Consider the following 20,236-nt stretch of genomic DNA (forward strand, 5'->3'; position numbering starts at 1 on the left):
CCCCAGCCGAGCCGCAGCACACACCACGCCGGGCCGCCAGAACGACGAGCCGGCACACTCCACAAAGGACGGGACCCCTAATGAGAGTGCGTACGACGAGTGCGGCGGCCTGCGCCGTACTGCTGGCCGTGACCGCCCTCGCGGGCTGCAACCGCGAGTCCACCGACAGCGGCGACGGCGGTGGCAAGGTCGGCATCGATCTGCCGCGCAGCGACAGCGACTTCTGGAACTCCTACCAGCAGTACGTCGAGAAGGGCGTCAAGGACGGGGAGGTCGAGGCGCTGCCGCTGACCAACTCGCAGAACGACATCGGCAAGCTCGTCGCCAACGTCCAGACCTTCACCGACCAGGGCGCCAAGGCCGTGGTGATGGCTCCGCAGGACACCGGCGCGATAGCCGAGTCCCTGAACACGCTGAACGAGAAGAAGATCCCGGCCATCAGCGTCGACACCCGCCCCGACAAGGGCGACATCTACATGGTCGTACGGGCCGACAACAAGGCGTACGGCGCCAACGCCTGCAAGTACCTCGGTGAGCAGCTGAAGGGCAGGGGCAAGGTCGTCGAATTCCAGGGCGACCTGTCCTCGATCAACGGCCGGGACCGCTCCGAAGCGTTCAAGTCGTGCATGGACAAGGACTTCCCCGACATCGAGGTCTTCGAGCTGGCCACCGACTGGAAGGGCGATGTCGCCTCCGCCAAGCTCCAGTCGACGCTGGCCGCGCACCCCGACATCAACGGCATCTACATGCAGGCCGGCGGGGTGTTCCTCCAGCCCACCCTCGCGCTCCTGGAGCAGAAGAAGCTCCTGAAGCCCGTGGGCGCCCCCGGGCACATCACGATCATCTCCAACGACGGCATCCCCGAGGAGTTCGACGCGATCAGGGCCGGGAAGATCGACGCGACGATCTCCCAGCCCGCCGACCTCTACGCCAAGTACGCGCTGTTCTACGCCGAGGCGGCTCTCGCGGGCAAGACCTTCAAGGAGGGTCCGACCGACCACGGCTCCACGATCATCAAGATCCCGGGCGGTCTGGAGGACCAGCTGCCGGCGCCCCTGGTGACCAAGGAGAACGTCGACGACCCGGCGCTGTGGGCCAACCAGCTGGAGAAGAAGAGCTAGCCATGGAACACGCACCTCCACCGGCCGTACAGGCGGCAGGCATCGTCAAACGCTTCGGGCCCACTGTGGCGCTCGACGGCGTGGAGCTCACCGTGCGGCCCGGTGAGTCGCACGCCCTCGTCGGCCGCAACGGCGCCGGCAAGTCCACGCTCGTCAGTGTGCTCACCGGACTCCACAAGGCGGACGCGGGCACGGTCCGGTTCGGCGGAGAGGCCGCGCCCGCTTTCGGGGACACCATGGCCTGGCAGTCCAAGGTCGCCTGCGTCTACCAGAAATCCATGGTCGTCCCCGACCTGACCGTCGCCGAGAACCTCTTCCTCAACCGCTTCGACGAGGGGTCCCGCTGGATCAGCTGGGGCAGGCTCCGCAAGCGCGCTGCCCGGTTGCTCGCCGAGTACGGGGTACAGGTCGACCCCGACACACGGGCCAGGGACCTGGCCGTGGAGCAGCGGCAGTTCGTCGAGATCGCCCGGGCCCTCTCCTTCGGTGCCCGGCTGATCATCCTCGACGAGCCGACCGCCCAGCTCGACGCCCGGGGCATCGGCCGGCTCTTCGGCAAACTGCGCGAACTGCAGGGCCAGGGAGTGGCGTTCCTGTTCATCTCCCACCATCTGCAGGAGGTGTACGAACTCTGCACCGCCGTCACCGTCTACCGCGACGCCCGCCATGTCCTGACCGCACCGGTCGAGGGCATCGGCAAGGCGGAGCTGGTGGCCGCGATGACCGGCGAGCAGGGGGGCGGCGTCTCCGCCTGGCACGCCGCCGGGGCCGAGAGGGTGCGGGACGAGTCGGCCGCCCCGGTCCTTCGTACCGAACAGCTCACACTTGAGGGCCAGTTCGAGCCGCTGGACCTCCAGGTGCGGCCCGGTGAGGTGCTCGGCCTCGCCGGATCGGCGGCCAGCGGCAACACCGCGCTCGGTGAGACGCTGGCGGGGATGCGCAAGGCGAGCGGAGGCACCATCTCCGTGCACGGGAAATCCGTTCGGCCCGGAAGCGTCCCGCACGCCCTGGACGCCGGTATCGGGTACATCCCCGAGGACCGGCACGACCAGGGCCTGGTGCCCGACCGGAGCGTGGCCGAGAACGCCACGCTCACGGTCACCGACCAGCTGGGGCCGTGGGGGACCGTACTGCCCTCCAGGACCCGCCGGTTCGCCCAGTCGATGATCGCCTCGCTGGACATCAAGACGCAGGGCCCCGACCAGCCCGTCTCCGGGCTCTCCGGCGGCAATCAGCAGAAGGTGGTCGTCGCCCGCGCGCTGGCCCGTAATCCCAGCGCGCTGGTCGCGGTCCGGCCCACCGCCGGCGTGGACGTCAAGTCCAAGGACTCGCTGCTCGGAGTGGTACGGCGGGTCGCCGACGAAGGAAACGCCGCAGTGGTCATCTCGGACGAGCTGGACGATCTGCGGGTCTGCGACCGGGTGCTCGCCCTGTTCCACGGGCGGGTCGTCGCAACGTTCGCAAGCGGGTGGACCGACGGGGAACTCGTCGCCGCCATGGAAGGTGTGGGGGAAAGGGAATGACCGGGACCATACGGCCGGCCACGGCCGAGGACATCACGAGCGGGACGAAGGAAGGGAGCCCGCGCGGCAGGCTCCAGCTGATCCGGTGGAGCGACTTCTCGCTCGTCCCGGTGATCCTGGTCCTGATGGTGATCGGCTTCATCGTCTCGCCGGTCTTCCTCACCTCCAACAACCTGATCAGCGTCGTCCAGCAGTCCTCCGAGCTCAGCCTGCTCGTGCTCGCCCAGGCGCTGATCCTCATCTGTGGCCGGATGGACCTGTCCCTGGAGTCGACGATCGGCATCGCGCCCGTCGTCGCCATGTGGCTGGTCCTGCCCACCGACGGCGGCCGGTTCGCGGGCCTCGAACTCTTCCCGGCCTGGTCGGCGATCCCGCTCTGCCTGCTGGTCGGCCTGCTCGTCGGCGTGATCAACGGCTTCCTGATCCTGAAGCTGCGGGTCAACGGCTTCATCGCCACCCTCGGCATGCTCACCATGCTGCGCGGCCTCCACATCGGCATCACCGAGGGCAAGTCGATCACCGACGTGCCGGAGTCCTTCCGCTACCTGGGCAAGAGCGAGTGGCTCGGCGCCCCGGCCGCGGTCTGGATCTGCCTGGCACTGTTCGCGATCGGCGGCTCGGCGCTGGCGTGGCTGCGCCACGGACGCTCGCTGTACGCGATCGGCGGCAACCCGGAGGCGGCGCGGGCGGCCGGTATCCGGGTCGACCGGATCACCTGGATCGTGCTGGCCCTCGGCGGTCTGCTGGCGGCCTTCGCGGGCATCCTCTACACCGGCCACTACGGGTCGGTCGCGGCCACCCAGGGCAACGGCTGGATCTTCCAGGTGTTCGCCGCCGCGGTCATCGGCGGCATCAGCCTCAAGGGCGGACGCGGCACGCTGTTCGGGGCGCTGACCGGCGTACTGACGCTCCAGCTGGTGGTCAACGTGATGACCCTCGGCGGAGTCCCCGCACTGTGGAACCAGTTCCTCAACGGGGCGATCATCATCGTCGCCCTCGTCATCTCGCGCTTCGCGAGCGGCGAGAAGCAGGACTGAGCCGCCGTACGGGCCGGGGGCGGCACATCGCCCCCGGCCCGTACGCAGGTCACCCCGTACGCAGGTCACAGGGTCGAGCGCAGCCACTGCTCCACGCTCGCCACATGGACGGTCGCCCAGGCCCGCGCGGCCTCCGCGTCCCTGTCCCGCAGCGCGGAGAGGATCGCCCGGTGCTCGTGGAGGGTACGGCTGACCGCGTCCTCCTGGGTCAGGCCGCGCCAGACCCTCGCTCTCGTCGTCGGCCCGGAGAGCCCGTCGAGCAGCGAGCAGAGCACCGAATTGCCGGACGACTGCACGATGCCGCGGTGGAACTCCAGGTCGGCGGCGACCAGTTGCTCCACCGAGGGCTTCTCGCCCAGCGCGTCGAGCTGCGCGCCGAGCAGATCCAGCTGGGCCTCGCTGATCTGCCCGGCGGCCATCGCCGTGGCGGCCGGTTCGAGGATCCGGCGCACCGCGAGGAACTCCAGCACGGTGTCGTCGCGGTGGAAGTCCACCACGAAGCTCATGGCCTCCAGGAGCAGTTGGGGGTCCAGGCTGGTGACGTACGTGCCGTCCCCCTGCCGTACGTCGAGGATGCGGATCAGCGACAGGGCGCGTACCGCCTCCCGCAGCGAGTTGCGGGACAGTCCGAGCTCCGCGGCGAGTTCGCTCTCCTTGGGGAGCCGGTCACCAGGCCTCAGAGCACCCGAGACGATCATTTCCTTGATCTTCTCGATCGCCTCGTCGGTGACAGCCATGACGGTCCTCCTGGATTTCGGACTGGAATCAGACATCCGATGTCTTCGTCCATTATGAGGGTCCGCGCACGCGATCGAGCAGCCGCTGCCACAGCTTGTGCCACGGACCAGGCCAAGGACCGAGCCGCAGACCAACGCGGAGGCCGGCGGACGCGGACACGCGAACGGGGGCGGCTCCCCCCGGAAGCCGCCCCCGCGCACGCCGTGTGTCAGTCCCGCTCGGCGAGCAGACCCTCCACCTGTGCCCTGATGCCGTCCGTGGCCAGCCCGCGGATCGTCAGCGTCGTGCGGCGACGCAGCACGTCGTCCGCCGTCTCGGCCCACTCGTGGTCCCGGGCGTAGACGACCTGCGCCCAGATCTCCGGGGCATCCGGGTGGATACGCTCGGACAGGGCCGGGTTCTCGTTGGCGAGGCGCGCGATGTCGAAGGACAGTGAGCCGTAGTGCGTGGCTAGGTGCCTGGCCGTGTCGGCCGCCATCCGCGGACCGGGCGTACCGCCGTCGATCAGCAGCCGGTGCGCGACCGCCTGGGGGTTGGCTATGCCGGGCAGCGGCAGCTTCTTCGGCAGCCGGGCCATCGGCTCCATGTCGTCCGCGAGCGGGTGACCCGGGAGAGCGGCCAGCTTGTTCATCACGGTGCGGCCGATGTGGCGGAACGTCGTCCACTTGCCGCCCGCGACCGAGAGCATCCCGCCCCGGCCCTCCGTCACGACGGTCTCGCGCTTGGCCTTGGACGTGCTGCCGGGACCGCCCGGCAGCACCCGCAGACCCGCGAAGGAGTACGTGATCAGATCACGCGACAGCTGCTGGTCGCGGACGGAGAACGCCGCCTCGTCCAGGATCTGCGCCGTGTCCTTCTCGGTCACCGCGACATCCGCCGGGTCGCCCTCGTACTCCTCGTCGGTCGTGCCGAGCAGCAGCATGTCCTCCCACGGGAGCGCGAACGTGATCCGGTACTTGTCGATGGGGGTGGCGAGCGCGGCCTTCCACGGGCGGGTGCGCTTGAGCACCAGGTGCGCGCCCTTGGACAGCCGTATCGAAGGAGCCGCGTCCGGGTCCTCCATCTTGCGGAGGTGGTCGACCCACGGACCGGTGGCGTTCAGCACGAGGCGGGCGTTCACGCCGAACTCCGTACCGTCCGCGCTGTCGCGCAGATCGGCGCCCGTCACCCGGCCCCGGGTGAACCGCAGCCCGGTGACCGCGGCGTGGTTGAGGACGGTCGCGCCCGCGTCGACCGCCGCGCGGACGGTCATCAGCGCCATGCGTGCGTCGTTCATCTGGTCGTCGCCGTAGACCGCGACGGCCTTCAGATTGTCCGTACGCAGCTCCGGCACATCGCGCTGCGCCTTCGCCGGGCTGATCACATGGCCGACGCCGTCACCGAACGCGGACAGCGCGGAGTAGGCGAAGACGCCCGCACCGAGCTTGGCCGCGCCGTGCGGGCCGCCCTTGTAGACCGGCAGGTAGAAGGTGAGCGGATTGGCCAGGTGCGGCGCGACCTGACGGGAGACGGCGCGCCGCTCGAAGTGGTTCTCCGCCACCAGCTTCACCGCGCCGGTCTGCAGGTAGCGCAGACCGCCGTGGAGCAGCTTCGAGGAGGCGGAGGAGGTGGCGCCGGCGAAGTCGCCGGCGTCCACCAGCGCCACCCGCAGTCCGGACTGCGCGGCGTGCCAGGCGGTGGAGATGCCCAGGATGCCGCCGCCGATCACCAGGAGGTCGTACGTCGCCTTGGAAAGCTGCTCCCGGGTCTCGGCGCGGCTCGGAAGGGAGCCGGAGGCCGGATGCGTCCCGAGGGCGGGGACGCTCTGCAGGGTGGTCATATCGCTTTACTCCTCGACAGTGTCATCGTCGAGCCAGCCCATCGAACGTTCGACGGCCTTGAGCCAGCTCTTGTACTCGCGGTCACGGGTGGCCGCGTCCATACGGGGTGTCCACTCGGCGGCCCGGCGCCAGTTGGCGCGCAGCGCGTCGGTGTCCGGCCAGAAGCCGACGGCGAGACCGGCGGCGTAGGCGGCGCCGAGGCAGGTGGTCTCGGCGACCATGGGACGCACCACGGGCGCGTCCAGGAAGTCGGAGAGGGTCTGCATCAGCAGGTTGTTGGAGGTCATACCGCCGTCGACCTTGAGCGCGGTCAGTTCGACGCCGGAGTCCTTGGTCATGGCGTCGCTGATCTCGCGGGTCTGCCAGGCGGTGGCCTCGAGCACGGCACGGGCGATGTGCGCCTTGGTGACGTAGCGGGTCAGGCCGGCGATGACGCCTCGGGCGTCGGGGCGCCAGTAGGGGGCGAAGAGGCCGGAGAAGGCCGGCACGAAGTACGCGCCGCCGTTGTCCTCGACCGAGGAGGCCAGGGTCTCGATCTCGGCGGCGGACTTGATCAGACCCATCTGGTCGCGCATCCACTGCACCAGTGAGCCGGTGACGGCGATGGAACCTTCGAGCGCGTAGACCGGCTTCTGGTCGCCGATGCGGTAGCCGACGGTCGTGAGCAGCCCGTTGTACGAGTTGACCGGCGTGTGGCCGGTGTTCATCAGCATGAAGGTGCCGGTGCCGTACGTGGACTTGGCCTCGCCCTGTGCGAAACAGGTCTGGCCGAACAGCGCGGCCTGCTGGTCGCCGAGCGCGGACGCCACCGGGATGCCGTCCAGGACTCCGCCCTTGGCGTGCCCGTACACCTCGGCCGAGGAACGGATCTCCGGCAGCACCGCGGCCGGGATGTCCATCGACTGGAGGATCTTCTCGTCCCACTGCATCGTGTGCAGGTTCATCAGAAGCGTGCGCGAGGCGTTGGTGACGTCCGTGACGTGACGGCCGCCCTCGGTGCCCCCGGTCAGGTTCCAGATGACCCAGGAGTCCATGGTCCCGAAGAGGATGTCGCCCCGCTCGGCGCGCTCGCGCAGGCCCTCGACGTTGTCGAGGAGCCAGCGGACCTTGGGTCCGGCGAAGTACGAGGCCAGCGGCAGGCCGGTCTCGCGGCGGAAACGGTCCTGCCCGACGTTGCGGCCGAGCTCCTTGCAGAGCGCGTCGGTGCGGGTGTCCTGCCAGACGAGGGCGTTGTGGACGGGCTCACCGGTGTTCTTGTCCCAGAGCAGCGTCGTCTCGCGCTGGTTGGTGATGCCGATCGCCTTGACGTCGGCCGAGGTGATGCCCGCCTTCGAGATGGCGCCGGCGACGACCTCCTGGACGTTCGTCCAGATCTCGGCCGCGTCGTGCTCGACCCAGCCCGGCTTCGGGAAGATCTGCTCGTGCTCCTTCTGGTCGACGGAGACGATCCGGCCGTCCTTGTCGAAGACGATGCAGCGGCTGGAGGTGGTGCCCTGGTCGATGGCCGCGATGAACGGCCCGGTGCCGTGGCTCCCGGTGGTGTGTGCTTCGGTCACGGTGTGCTCCCCGGAGGTCTGTGAGTTCTGAGGGTTACGGCTCTGAGCTCTGCGGCTCACGCGAAGGCGACGTTGTAGAGCCCGCCGGCGATAGCGCCGCCGATGAGCGGTCCGACGATCGGTACCCAGGCGTAGCCCCAGTCGGAACCGCCCTTGTTCGGCAGTGGCAGCAGCGCGTGCACGATACGCGGACCGAGGTCGCGAACCGGGTTGATTGCGTAGCCGGTCGGCCCGCCGAGCGAGAGACCGATTCCGACGACGACCAGAGAGGTGATCAGGGCGCCGAGGGTGCCGAGGCCGTTGCCCTCGTTGTTCAGACCCTGGGTCAGGATCGCCAGGACCAGCACGACCGTGGCGATGACCTCGGTGACGACGTTCTGCACGGCGTTCCGGATCTCCGGGCCCGTGGAGAAGACGCCCAGTACGGGGCCCGCCTTCGGGGCGGCCGACTGGTCGACCATGCCCTCGATGGTGGGCTGCGCGCGCACGATCTCCGGATCGGTGAGGTGGGCGTGGAACTGCCCGTAGTACACCGCCCAGACCAGCACCGCGCCGATCATCGCGCCCAGCAGCTGGGAGGCGAGGTAGAGCGGCACGTCGCCCCATTCGGTGCCGCCCTGAATGGCGAGGCCGAGCGTCACCGCCGGGTTGAGGTGCGCGCCGGAGACGCCGCCGGCCAGGTAGGCGGCGGTCAGAACGGCGAAACCCCACCCGAAGGTGATGGCGAGCCAGCCGGCGTTCTGTGCCTTGGAGCGCTTCAGAGTGACGGCGGCACAGACTCCGCCGCCGAGGAGGATGAGAACGGCGGTACCGATGGTCTCGCCGATGAAGATGTCGGAGCTGGACACCCGTGACTCCTTTGTCCTTCGTCCAGGGGAAAGGCGAACACCGGGTACCTCCGGTGGTTCGCGCCCGAGGTTGGTATCCGCGCTGTGCGGGTACTCACCTGTGAGGGCCGACCGGTCCGTGGCACTGTCATACCCTAACGCGTATTGCCGTTAGGTGTTCGACAATGCCGACCGGTGAACGGCAATGTTTCTCCCCGGTGAATCCAACGTCAAGGGTTGTGGCGGATGCGACTCGGCCCATGGCCCGATCGTTATCGACGGGCCATGGGCCGAGGGGGCGGCTCAGAAGCGCCCGGCGCCCAGATCCCGGGAGACGGCGCGGGCGCAGTCCCGTACGGCGGCGATCAGCTCGGGGCGCAGCTCTCCGCCCGGACAGACCCGCTCCACCGCGCCCGTGACGGCCACCGCGCCGACCGGCATCCGCCGCCGGTCGTGGATGGGCGCCGCCACGGCGGCCACACCCTCCCAGGTCTCCTCCACGTCTGCGGCCCAGCCGCGCGCCCGGATGAGATCGAGCAGCGACTCGAAATCTCCGGCCCCGGTCACGGTGCGGGGCGTGAACGCCTGCCGCTCGGCCTCGACGGCCTCGCTGTGCGCCACCGGGTCGAAGGCGGAGAGCACCTTGCCCAGGGCCGTGGAGTGGAGTGGCTGCATGGCGCCCACCTCCAGCACCTGGCGGCTGTCGTCGGGCCGGAACACGTGGTGGACGATGAGGATGCCGTGCTGGTGCAGGACGCCCAGGTGGACGCTCTCGCCACTGGAGCGCGCCAGGTCGTCGGTCCATACCAGCGCGCGGGCCCGCAGCTCGTGGACGTCCAGATAGCTGTTGCCCAGGCGTAGCAGTTCGGCGCCGAGCTGATAGCGGCCGGAGGCCACGTCCTGCTCGACGAAACCCTCGTTCTGGAGGGTGCGCAGGATGCCGTGAGCTGTGCCCTTGGCCAGTCCCAGCGAGGAAGAGATGTCGGACAGTCCGAGCCGGCGCTCGCCGCCCGCCAGCAGCCGCAGCATCGCTGCCGCCCGCTCCAGCGACTGGATGTTCTTGGCCATCGCGCCGTACTCCTCCATTGTGGTTCGACAATGCTGAACACTATCGGTCGATGTCGACCCATGTCCGGCCGCCCGGAAAGCCTGCGCCCCCGCGGCTGCCGAAGTGTCCATCGCACAGCATGCAGTCCGCCCCGTGGGACACCTCGGCGGGCCGTGGTGCCTCCCGGCTACGCTGGCCGGGTGCGCCCTCCACAGGAAGGCCGCAAAGCCGACAGCCGTCGCATCCCAGGGAGAACATCCATGGCCTCGTCGCCGAACCCTTCCGCTGACAGCCGGAACCGAGCCGAAGCCCTCCGTGAGGCGCTCGCCACCCGGGTGGTGGTAGCAGACGGTGCCATGGGCACGATGCTCCAGGCACAGGACCCCACCCTCGCGGACTTCGAGAACCTCGAAGGCTGCAACGAGATCCTCAACGTCACCCGCCCGGACATCGTCCGCTCCGTGCACGAGGAGTATTTCGCGGTCGGCGTGGACTGCGTCGAGACGAACACCTTCGGTGCGAATCACTCCGCGGCGAACGAGTACGAGATCGCCGACCGGATCGTCGAGCTCTCCGAGGCGGGCGCCCGGATCGCGCGCGAGGTTGCGGACGAGTTCACCGCCGGGGACGGCCGTCAGCGCTGGGTCCTCGGCTCCGTGGGTCCGGGCACCAAGCTGCCCACGCTCGGCCACATCGCGTACGACGTGCTGCGCGACGGCTACCAGCAGAACGCCGAGGGCCTGCTCGCCGGTGGCGCGGACGCCCTGATCGTGGAGACCACGCAGGACCTGCTGCAGACGAAGTCGAGCCTGATCGGTGCGCGGAGGGCCATGGACGCCCTGGGTGTGGACGTACCCCTGATCTGCTCGCTCGCCTTCGAGACGACCGGTGTCATGCTGCTCGGCTCCGAGATCGGCGCCGCGCTGACCGCCCTGGAGCCGCTCGGCATCGACCTGATCGGGCTGAACTGCTCGACGGGCCCCGCCGAGATGAGCGAGCACCTGCGCTATCTGGCCCGCCACTCGCGTACGCCGCTGATGTGCATGCCCAATGCCGGACTGCCCGTGCTGACCAAGGACGGCGCGCACTTCCCGCTGACCGCGCCCGAGATGGCCGACGCGCAGGAGACCTTCGTACGGGACTACGGCCTCTCGCTGGTCGGCGGCTGCTGCGGCTCGACGCCCGAGCACCTGCGCCAGGTCGTCGAGCGCGTCCGTGACATGACGCCCGGCGTGCGCGAGCCGCGCCCCGAGCCGGGCGCCTCATCGCTGTACCAGACCGTGTCCTTCCGCCAGGACACCTCGTACATGGCGATCGGCGAGCGCACCAACGCCAACGGCTCGAAGAAGTTCCGCGAGGCCATGCTGGAGGCCCGCTGGGACGACTGCGTCGAGATGGCCCGTGACCAGATCCGCGAAGGCGCGCACATGCTCGACCTCTGCGTCGACTACGTGGGCCGGGACGGCGTCGCCGACATGGAGAGGCTGGCCGGCCTCTTCGCCACCGCCTCCACGCTGCCCATCGTGCTCGACTCCACCGAGGTCGAGGTCATCCGGGCGGGCCTGGAGAAGCTGGGCGGCCGGGCGGTCATCAACTCCGTCAACTACGAGGACGGCGACGGCCCCGAGTCCCGCTTCGCCAGGGTCACCGCACTGGCCAAGGAGCACGGCGCCGCGCTGATCGCGCTGACCATCGACGAGGAGGGACAGGCCCGGACGCCCGAGCACAAGGTCGCCATCGCCGAGCGCCTCATCGAGGACCTCACCGGAAACTGGGGCATCCACGAGTCGGACATCCTCATCGACACCCTGACCTTCACCATCTGTACCGGTCAGGAGGAGTCCCGCAAGGACGGCATCGCCACCATCGAGGCCATCCGCGAACTCAAGCGCCGCCACCCCGACGTCCAGACCACCCTCGGCCTGTCCAACATCTCCTTCGGCCTCAACCCGGCCGCCCGCGTCGTCCTGAACTCCGTCTTCCTCGACGAGTGCGTCAAGGCCGGACTGGACTCCGCGATCGTGCACGCCTCCAAGATCCTCCCCATCGCGCGCCTGGAGGAGGAGCAGGTCAAGGTCGCCCTCGACCTGATCTACGACCGCCGCGCCGAGGGCTACGACCCCCTCCAGAAGCTCATGGAGCTCTTCGAGGGCGTCAACATGAAGTCGATGAAGGCGGGCCGCGCCGAGGAGCTCCTCGCCCTGCCGCTCGACGAGCGTCTCCAGCGCCGCATCATCGACGGCGAGAAGAACGGCCTCCAGGCCGACCTCGACGAGGCCCTGCAGACCCGCCCGGCCCTGGACATCGTCAACGAAACCCTCCTGGAGGGCATGAAGGTCGTCGGCGAGCTCTTCGGCTCCGGCCAGATGCAGCTGCCGTTCGTTCTCCAGTCCGCCGAGGTCATGAAGAACGCGGTCGCCCACCTGGAGCCGCACATGGAGAAGTCCGACGCGGAGGGCAAGGGCACCATCGTGCTGGCCACCGTGCGCGGCGACGTCCACGACATCGGCAAGAACCTCGTCGACATCATCCTCACCAACAACGGCTACAACGTCGTCAACCTCGGCATTAAGCAGCCCGTCTCCGCGATCCTGGAGGCCGCCGAGGAGCACCGGGCCGACGTCATCGGCATGTCCGGCCTCCTGGTGAAGTCGACCGTGATCATGAAGGAGAACCTGGAGGAGCTCAACCAGCGCAAGATGGCCGCGGACTTCCCGGTCATCCTGGGCGGGGCAGCGCTCACCAGGGCGTACGTCGAGCAGGACCTCCACGAGATCTACGAGGGCGAGGTCCGCTACGCCCGCGACGCCTTCGAGGGGCTGCGGCTCATGGACGCCCTCATCGGTATCAAGCGCGGCGTCCCCGGCGCGGTGCTCCCGGAACTGAAGCAGCGCCGCGTCGCCAGGAAGGACACCGCCGTCCTGGAGGTCGACGAGCCCGAGACGGGCGTCCGCTCCGACGTCTCCACCGACAACCCGGTCCCCGAGCCGCCCTTCTGGGGCACCCGGGTCGTCAAGGGCATCCCGCTCAAGGAGTACGCCTCCTGGCTGGACGAGGGCGCGCTCTTCAAGGGCCAGTGGGGCCTCAAGCAGTCCCGCGCCGGTGACGGACCCACGTACGAGGAGCTGGTCGAGACCGAGGGCCGCCCGCACCTGCGCGGCTGGCTCGACAAGCTCCACACCGAGAACATGCTGGAGGCCGCCGTCGTCTACGGCTACTTCCCCTGCGTGTCCAAGGGCGACGACCTGATCCTGCTCCACGAGGACGGATCGGAGCGCACCCGCTTCACCTTCCCGCGCCAGCGCCGGGGCCGCCGCCTGTGCCTCGCGGACTTCTTCCGGCCCGAGGAGTCCGGTGAGCGGGACGTGATCGGCCTCCAGGTGGTCACCGTCGGATCGAGGATCGGCGAGGCCACGGCCGAGCTCTTCGGGGCCAACTCCTACCGCGACTACCTGGAGCTGCACGGTCTGTCCGTCCAGCTGGCCGAGGCACTGGCCGAGTACTGGCACGCCCGGGTCCGCAGCGAGCTGGGCTTCGGCGGGGAGGACCCGGCCGAGGTCGAGGACATGTTCGCGCTGAAGTACCGCGGAGCGCGTTTCTCGCTCGGCTACGGCGCCTGCCCCGACCTGGAGGACCGGGCGAAGATCGCCGAGCTGCTGGAGCCCGAGCGGATCGGGGTCAAGCTCTCCGAGGAGTTCCAGCTCCACCCGGAGCAGTCGACCGACGCGATCGTCATCCACCACCCCGAGGCGAAGTACTTCAACGCGCGGTAGGACGCCGTTCGACGCATCGCGGACGGGCACGTCGTAGAATGGTCGGTCCAGTGAGGCCGGTCGCTGTTCCCTTTCCGGGAATGGCGGTCGGCCTTCTCGTCCCTCACGGAGGAGTACGGATGACCAGTACGGTCCCCGCGTCCCTGACCCGCACGGCCGAAGGCTCCACGCTGCAGGCCGTGTTTCTCGACATGGACGGCACCCTGGTCGACACCGAGGGATTCTGGTGGGAGGCAGAGGTGGAGGTCTTCGCCGGCCTCGGGCACCGGCTCGACGAGGCATGGCGCGATGTCGTCGTGGGCGGTCCGATGACCCGCAGTGCGGGCTACCTCATCGACGTGACCGGCGCGGACATCCGGCTGGACGAGCTCACGGTGCTGCTCAACGACTGCTTCGAGGCGCGTATCGACCGCGGTGTGCCGCTGATGCCCGGCGCGGCCCGGCTGCTCGCCGAACTGGCGGCGCACGACATGCCCACCGCCCTGGTCTCGGCCTCGCACCGGCGCATCATCGACCGGGTCCTGGACTCGGTCGGCCACCACCACTTCGGCCTCACGGTCGCCGGGGACGAGGTCTCCCGCACCAAGCCCCACCCCGAGCCCTATCTCACCGCGGCATCCGGCTTCGGGGCGGACCCGCTGCGCTGCGCCGTCATCGAGGACACCGCGACGGGGGTGGCCGCAGCGGAGGCCGCAGGCTGCCGGGTGGTGGCCGTGCCGTCCGTCGCTCCGATCGCACCGGCCTCGGGAAGGGTCGTCGTGGGGTCCCTCGAAGATGTCGATCTCGCGTTTCTCCGGAGCCTCGTCACAGGAATCCTCTGAGTCGTACACCGAGAGTGTTCCTGTGAATGTACGGAAAAGCTCTCGGTCGCAGAACGTGCGCTTTCCATTGTCCCGATGTGTGGGCGAATCAGGTTCATGTCAATGTTTCGAAAACGACCCAAGTGCGAAGATTGCCGCCTGATGGGCGATTTCGGCACTCCGGAAATCATGCGCTATGCCCTGATTCGCGCCCACGTTTCCCGCCGGTCGTCACGCCGTGAGCGAAGCCGTCCCGGCCGGTGAATTGCGCTCGCCGTTCATTACGGAGGGCGGCGGATTGGGTGACGCGTGCCCGTCTGGCAGGTGTCGGTGGCTATCCCTACTAATCTCGTTTTCTCACATACCGGAATGAGGGAGAACGTCCAGATGAACCGCAAGACCCTGGTGCTGCCGGCCGTGGCCGGCCTGCTCGCGCCCGTACTCGCCGCCTGCGGCGCGACGGGCGGCGGGGACGAGGGCAAGGACGCCATCGTCGTCGGCACCACGGACCAGTTCATCGCCTCCAAGGACAACCCGGCGCCGCTCGACCCGGCCATCGGCTACGAGGCGGGCGTCTGGAACGTCCTGCGGCAGACGGTGCAGACCCTCATGCACGTCCCGCGCGGCGGCGGTGAGCCGGTGCCCGACGCCGCGAAGAGCTGCGTCTTCACGGACACGGAGAACGAGAGCTACCGCTGCACCCTGCGCGAGGGACTCACCTTCGCCGACGGCACACCGCTCACCCCCGAGGACGTGCGGTACTCCCTCCAGCGCGTCCTCGACATCAAGGCGGACACCGGACCGGCCGGTCTGCTCGACAACATCGACATGATCGAGACCAAGGGCGACGACCAGATCGTCTTCCACCTGCGCACGCCGGACGCGACCTTCCCGTACAAGCTCGCCACCCCCGCCGCGGGCATAGTCCCGCGGAGCAAGTACCCGGCGAAGAGCGCCCGCGAGGGCTTCCAGGTCGACGGCTCGGGCCCTTACACGATGAAGCCCGAGGTCAGGAACGGCCAGGTGGCCAAGGTCGTCTTCACCAGGAACCCGAAGTACAAGGGCGACCTGGAGGTCCTCAACGACAAGGTCGAGCTGGACCTGTTCCCGGACGCCGCCGCGATGGGCAAGGCGCTCGACGACGAGAAGGTCGACATGATGACCCGCACCATGTCGCCCGAGCAGGCCGGTCAGATGCTCGTGAAGCCCAAGGACGGCGTCAAGCTCACCGAGATGCCGGGCCTCGCCATCAGCTACCTCGGCTTCAACACGGACGCACCCGCGGTGAAGAGCAAGGCCGTCCGCCAGGCCATGGCCCGGATCATCGACCGGGGTGCCATCGCGAGCAAGGTGTACGGCACGACCGCAGAGCCGCTGTACTCGCTGATCCCGTCCACCATCACCGGCCACACCAACTCGTTCTTCAACAAGTACGGCGAGCCCGACACCGACAAGGCGGCGGCGACCCTGCGGGCCGCCGGCATCGACACCCCGGTGAAGTTCACGCTGCACTACACGACGGACCATTACGGCCCCGCGACCGCCGCCGAGTTCGAGACGCTGAAGCAGCAGCTCAACGATTCCAAGCTGTTCGACGTGACCGTCAAGGGAACCCCCTGGTCCGAGTACCGCCCGGCGCAGAAGCGCGGCGACTACGACGTGTACGGCATGGGCTGGTTCCCGGACTTCCCGGACCCGGACAACTACACGGCGCCGTTCCTGGACAAGAACGACTTCCTCAACTCGCCCTACCGCTCGGCCGTGGCGGAGAACACCCTCATCCCGCAGTCCCGCCGCGAGGCCGACCGCAGCGCCGCGTCCAAGACCTTCGAGCGGCTCCAGGACATCGTCGCCAACGATGTCCCCGTGCTCCCGATCTGGCAGGGCAAGCAGTACATCGCCTCCCGCGAGGGCCTCACCGGAGTGGAGTGGGCCGTCAACGCCTCCGCCGACCTCCAGCTCTGGGAACTCGGACGCGGCACCGTCTGACGAACGGGAATCCGGTCCGGGGCCGCATGCCCCGGACCGGACCGCAGGACGGCGGCCGCGCTCACTGGGCGCCGGGGCGCACCAGTCCGCTCTCGTACGCGTACACCGCGGCCTGCACGCGGTCGCGCAGCCCGAGCTTCGTCAGTACATGGCCCACATGGGTCTTGACCGTCGTCTCGCTCACGAACAGGTCGGCGGCGATCTCCGCGTTGGACAGCCCGCGTGCCACCAGTTTCAGCACCTCGACCTCACGGTCCGTCAGCGTGTGCAGGGCGTCCGGAACCGGCTCCTCGCCCGACGGCAGATGGTCCGCGTACTTGTCGAGCAGCCGGCGCGTGATGCTGGGCGCCAGCATCGCCTCGCCCGCCGCGACCACCCTGATGGCCTGCACCAGCTCATTGGCCGGGGCGTCCTTGAGCAGGAAACCGCTGGCTCCGGCGCGCAGCGCCTCCACCACGTACTCATCGAGGTCGAAGGTGGTCAGCACCAGCACCTTCGCCGGACCGTCGCGGCCGGGCCCGGTGATCCGCCGGGTCGCCTCGACCCCGTCCATCCGGGGCATCCGGATGTCCATCAGCACGACATCGGGCTGGAGCGCCCGCACCTGATCGATGGCCTGCAGACCGTCACCGGCCTCACCGACCACCGCGAGATCCCCCTCCGCCTCCAGGATCATCCGGAAGCCGGTGCGCAGCAGCGGTTGGTCATCGACCAGAAGGACGCGGATCGCCACGAAATCTCCTTAAGGGCCTTCGACGGCCACCGGTTGGCCGGCCTCGGCCCGGACCGGTCCCATTCTGCCCCGGACGTCCTCCGCGGACTCCGCCGGGCGCACGGACAGGGGGTAGACCGGGGGAGTACCGCCGAATTCCGGACAGACGGCGCGATGGTCGCACCAGCCGCACAGCTTCGTCGGCCGCGGCCGCCACTCGCCGCTCTCCGTCGCCTCCCGGATCGCCGCCCAGAGCGCCAGCAGCTTGCGCTCCACCCGCTCCAGGTCCGCTTCGACCGGGTCGTACGTCAGGACGTCACCGCTGCCGAGATAGACCAGCTGGAGGCGCCGCGGCACCAAGTTCTTCAGCCGCCAGATCACCAGCGCGTAGAACTTCATCTGGAACAGCGCACCCTCCGCGTACTCCGGACGCGGTGCCTTGCCCGTCTTGTAGTCCACGATCCTGACCTCGCCCGTCGGCGCCACGTCGATCCGGTCGATCACCCCGCGCAGCCGCAGCCCGGACTCCAGCTCCGTCTCGACGAACAGCTCGCGCTCGGCGGGCTCCAGACGCGTCGGGTCCTCCAGCGAGAACCACCGCTCCACGAGCTGCTCCGCCTCGCCGAGCCACCGCGTGAGACGCTCACCCTCCGCGTCGCCCGAGAACAGCTCCGTCAGCTCCGGCTTCGTCTCCAGCAGCCGGTCCCACTGGCCGGGAATCATCGCCCGCGCCTTCGGGGCCGTACGCTCCACAGCCGGGTCGTCGAAGAGACGCTCCAGCACGGCGTGAACCAGCGTGCCCCGGGTAGCTGCCTCACTGGGCTTCTCGGGAAGCCTGTCGATGACCCGGAACCGGTACAGCAGGGGACACTGCATGAAGTCGCTCGCCCGCGACGGCGACAACGACGTGGGCGGCTGAGGCGGCCGGGGTGCGGAGGTCATGTCGAAGACCCTACGGCCCGCCACCGACAGCGACCGGAATACCATCGACGACAGACCCTCGCACACTGCATGATCGTGGCAGACGCCACCGACCGAAGGGACCCCGTGGACGACAGCGGCGACAGCGGGCGGCCGCAGCCAGGCGCAGGGGGCACGGACCCAGGCGCCGCACCCGGCAAGGGCTCACCGCGGCGACCGGCCGAACCGGGCGGCGGCATTCTCATGGGCCGTCCCTTCGGTGTGCCGGTCTACGTCGCGCCGAGCTGGTTCATCGTCGCGGCGCTCATCACCTGGGTCTTCGGCGGACAGCTGGAGCGGGTCCTGCCCGAGCTCGGGAACACCCGCTACCTGGTCTCGCTCTTCTTCGCGATCGCCTTCTACGCCTCGGTACTCGTCCACGAGCTCGCCCACACGGTCGCGGCGCTCCGCTACAAGCTCCCGGTCAGGCGCATCCAGCTCCAGTTCTTCGGCGGCGTCTCCGAGATCGAGAAGGAGTCCGAGACCCCCGGCCGCGAATTCGTCCTCGCCTTCGTCGGCCCGCTGCTCTCGCTCGTCCTCGCCGGCGTCTTCTACGCGGGCATGCAGTTCGTCGATCCGCCCACCGTCCCGGGTGTGCTCCTCGCCGGACTGATGATCTCCAACCTCCTCGTCGCCGCCTTCAACCTGCTGCCGGGCCTCCCGCTCGACGGCGGACGCATGCTGCGCGCCGTGGTCTGGAAGATCACCGGCAAGCCCATGAGCGGCACCATCGCCGCCGCCTGGGTCGGCCGGGGCCTCGCCGTGGCCGTCCTCATCGGACTTCCGCTCCTCACCCACACCGGAGCACTCGGCAACGCCACCGAAGAGATCACCGGCGTGGAGACCGTCACCGACGCCCTGCTCGCCGCCATCCTCGCCGGGATCATCTGGACGGGCGCCGGAAACAGCCTGCGCATGGCCCGCCTCCGCGAGCACCTCCCCGACCTGCGCGCCCGCACCCTCACCCGGCGCGCCGTCCCCGTCGAGCCCGCGACCCCCCTCTCCGAGGCCCTGCGCCGGGCCAACGAGGCGGGAGCACGCGCCCTCGTCGTCGTCGACGGACAGGGCAACCCCAAGGGCGTGGTCCGCGAGGCCGCCATCGTCGGCGTCCCCGAGCACCGCCGCCCCTGGGTCGCCGTCAGCGGCCTCGCCCAGGACCTCACCGACGGCATGAGGGTCCCCGCCGAACTCGCCGGCGAAGCCCTCCTCGACCGGCTGAAGGCGACCCCGGCCACCGAATACCTCGTCGTCGAGGAAACCGGCGAGATCTACGGAGTCCTGTCCACCACGGACGTCGAACGCGCTTTCGTCGCCGCGATGGCCCGCCCGGGCACCTGATCCCCGCCCGGGCCCCTGCCGGGCGGTCGGAGGCCCTGGAAACACCGGTACGCTGGCCACATGTCTGAACCGACCGGTGCCGCCCGACGTCGCGGGCCCTTCAAGGTCGGGGACCAGGTACAGCTCACCGACCCCAAGGGACGCCACTACACCTTCACGCTCGAAGCCGGAAAGAACTTCCACACCCACAAGGGTTCTTTCCCGCACGACGAGCTGATCGGTGCTCCCGAGGGCAGTGTTGTCCGCACCACGGGAAACGTCGCCTACCTCGCGCTGCGCCCCCTGCTCCCCGACTACGTCCTGTCCATGCCCCGCGGTGCCGCCGTGGTCTACCCGAAGGACGCGGGGCAGATCCTGGCCTTCGGCGACATCTTCCCCGGCGCCCGCGTCGTGGAGGCCGGCGTCGGATCGGGCGCGCTCAGCACCTTCCTCCTGCGCGCCATCGGCGAGCAGGGAATGCTGCACTCCTACGAGCGCCGCGAAGACTTCGCCGAGATCGCCCAGCAGAACGTCGAGCGCTACTTCGGCTCCCCGCACCCCGCCTGGCAGCTCACCGTCGGTGACCTCCAGGACAATCTCTCGGACACCGACGTCGACCGCGTCGTCCTGGACATGCTCGCCCCCTGGGAGTGCCTGGAAGCCGTCTCCAAGGCACTCGTGCCCGGCGGCATCCTCTGCGCGTACGTCGCCACCACCACCCAGCTCTCGCGGACCGTCGAGTCCATCCGTGAGATCGGCTGCTTCGCCGAGCCGCAGCCCTGGGAGTCGATGATCCGCAACTGGCACGTCGAGGGACTGGCCGTCCGCCCCGACCACCGGATGATCGGCCACACCGGCTTCCTCGTCACCGCTCGCCGCCTGGCGGACGGCGTCGAGGCCCCGCTGCGCCGCCGCCGCCCCTCCAAGGGCGCCTACGGCGACGACTACGACGGTCCGGGCAGCACCTCCTCCCGCGCCTGACCCCGCACAACGCTCGGGCGCCGCTGCCGAGTTC

15 protein-coding genes are annotated in these 20,236 nt (G+C 69.4%); 8 read left to right on the forward strand and 7 right to left on the reverse strand.

Annotated elements, in window-relative coordinates; all coding sequences use genetic code 11:
- Positions 1 to 80: 80 nt before the first annotated feature.
- From ACFWSK_RS15245 to ACFWSK_RS15255, 3 genes are read left to right on the forward strand one after another with little or no spacing between them, the layout of a single operon-like run.
- The gene (locus ACFWSK_RS15245) at positions 81 to 1,121 is read left to right on the forward strand and encodes a sugar ABC transporter substrate-binding protein (RefSeq protein ID WP_383785297.1); all 1,041 of its coding nucleotides are present in this window, start codon (positions 81 to 83) and stop codon (positions 1,119 to 1,121) included.
- Positions 1,122 to 1,123: 2 nt separating this feature from the next.
- The gene (locus ACFWSK_RS15250) at positions 1,124 to 2,644 is read left to right on the forward strand and encodes a sugar ABC transporter ATP-binding protein (RefSeq protein ID WP_383785300.1); all 1,521 of its coding nucleotides are present in this window, start codon (positions 1,124 to 1,126) and stop codon (positions 2,642 to 2,644) included.
- Positions 2,641 to 3,681: an ABC transporter permease gene (locus ACFWSK_RS15255; RefSeq protein ID WP_383785302.1), complete on the forward strand. Its 1,041-nt coding sequence runs from the start codon at positions 2,641 to 2,643 to the stop codon at positions 3,679 to 3,681. Before ACFWSK_RS15250 ends, ACFWSK_RS15255 begins: the two co-directional genes overlap by 4 nt.
- A gap of 65 nt (positions 3,682 to 3,746) precedes the next feature.
- Here the strand turns inward: ACFWSK_RS15255 and ACFWSK_RS15260 are convergent, their stop codons facing one another.
- From ACFWSK_RS15260 to ACFWSK_RS15280, 5 genes are all read right to left on the reverse strand, one after another.
- Positions 3,747 to 4,418 (reverse strand): FadR/GntR family transcriptional regulator, encoded by a 672-nt coding sequence (locus ACFWSK_RS15260; protein ID WP_383785304.1) that lies wholly within the window; start codon positions 4,416 to 4,418, stop codon positions 3,747 to 3,749.
- A 209-nt stretch (positions 4,419 to 4,627) separates the two neighbouring features.
- Positions 4,628 to 6,238 carry an FAD-dependent oxidoreductase gene (locus ACFWSK_RS15265; RefSeq protein ID WP_383785307.1) on the reverse strand — a complete coding sequence of 537 codons (1,611 nt, stop codon included), beginning with the start codon at positions 6,236 to 6,238 and terminating at the stop codon, positions 4,628 to 4,630.
- 6 nt (positions 6,239 to 6,244) lie between these two features.
- Positions 6,245 to 7,795, reverse strand: coding sequence for a glycerol kinase GlpK (gene glpK, locus ACFWSK_RS15270; RefSeq protein WP_383785311.1), 1,551 nt, complete (start codon positions 7,793 to 7,795; stop codon positions 6,245 to 6,247).
- 56 nt (positions 7,796 to 7,851) lie between these two features.
- Complete coding sequence (locus tag ACFWSK_RS15275; RefSeq protein ID WP_383785314.1) at positions 7,852 to 8,643, reverse strand: MIP/aquaporin family protein; 792 nt, start codon at positions 8,641 to 8,643, stop codon at positions 7,852 to 7,854.
- 282 nt (positions 8,644 to 8,925) lie between these two features.
- Positions 8,926 to 9,708 carry an IclR family transcriptional regulator gene (locus tag ACFWSK_RS15280; protein ID WP_383785317.1) on the reverse strand — a complete coding sequence of 261 codons (783 nt, stop codon included), beginning with the start codon at positions 9,706 to 9,708 and terminating at the stop codon, positions 8,926 to 8,928.
- A gap of 222 nt (positions 9,709 to 9,930) precedes the next feature.
- On the opposite strand from ACFWSK_RS15280, the gene metH reads away from it, so the two are divergent.
- From metH to ACFWSK_RS15295, 3 genes are all read left to right on the forward strand, one after another.
- A complete protein-coding gene (metH, locus tag ACFWSK_RS15285) occupies positions 9,931 to 13,443 on the forward strand; it encodes a methionine synthase (RefSeq protein ID WP_383785320.1) in 3,513 nt (1,170 codons plus the stop codon).
- Between the two features lie 119 nt (positions 13,444 to 13,562).
- The gene (locus tag ACFWSK_RS15290; RefSeq protein WP_383785323.1) at positions 13,563 to 14,264 is read left to right on the forward strand and encodes an HAD-IA family hydrolase; all 702 of its coding nucleotides are present in this window, start codon (positions 13,563 to 13,565) and stop codon (positions 14,262 to 14,264) included.
- Between the two features lie 366 nt (positions 14,265 to 14,630).
- Entirely contained in the window at positions 14,631 to 16,232 is a 1,602-nt protein-coding gene (locus ACFWSK_RS15295) for an ABC transporter substrate-binding protein (protein WP_383785326.1), read from the forward strand.
- 61 nt (positions 16,233 to 16,293) lie between these two features.
- Here the strand turns inward: ACFWSK_RS15295 and ACFWSK_RS15300 are convergent, their stop codons facing one another.
- A complete protein-coding gene (locus tag ACFWSK_RS15300) occupies positions 16,294 to 16,965 on the reverse strand; it encodes a response regulator (RefSeq protein WP_383785329.1) in 672 nt (223 codons plus the stop codon).
- A 9-nt stretch (positions 16,966 to 16,974) separates the two neighbouring features.
- Complete coding sequence (locus ACFWSK_RS15305; protein WP_383785353.1) at positions 16,975 to 17,820, reverse strand: RecB family exonuclease; 846 nt, start codon at positions 17,818 to 17,820, stop codon at positions 16,975 to 16,977.
- 171 nt (positions 17,821 to 17,991) lie between these two features.
- On the opposite strand from ACFWSK_RS15305, the gene ACFWSK_RS15310 reads away from it, so the two are divergent.
- Positions 17,992 to 19,242 (forward strand): site-2 protease family protein, encoded by a 1,251-nt coding sequence (locus tag ACFWSK_RS15310; protein ID WP_383785356.1) that lies wholly within the window; start codon positions 17,992 to 17,994, stop codon positions 19,240 to 19,242.
- A 60-nt stretch (positions 19,243 to 19,302) separates the two neighbouring features.
- Positions 19,303 to 20,202, forward strand: coding sequence for a tRNA (adenine-N1)-methyltransferase (locus tag ACFWSK_RS15315; protein WP_173311721.1), 900 nt, complete (start codon positions 19,303 to 19,305; stop codon positions 20,200 to 20,202).
- The last annotated feature ends 34 nt before the right edge of the window (positions 20,203 to 20,236 follow it).

It is taken from the genome of Streptomyces sp. NPDC058620, from assembly GCF_042717135.1.
In the GTDB taxonomy this organism is placed as follows: domain Bacteria; phylum Actinomycetota; class Actinomycetes; order Streptomycetales; family Streptomycetaceae; genus Streptomyces.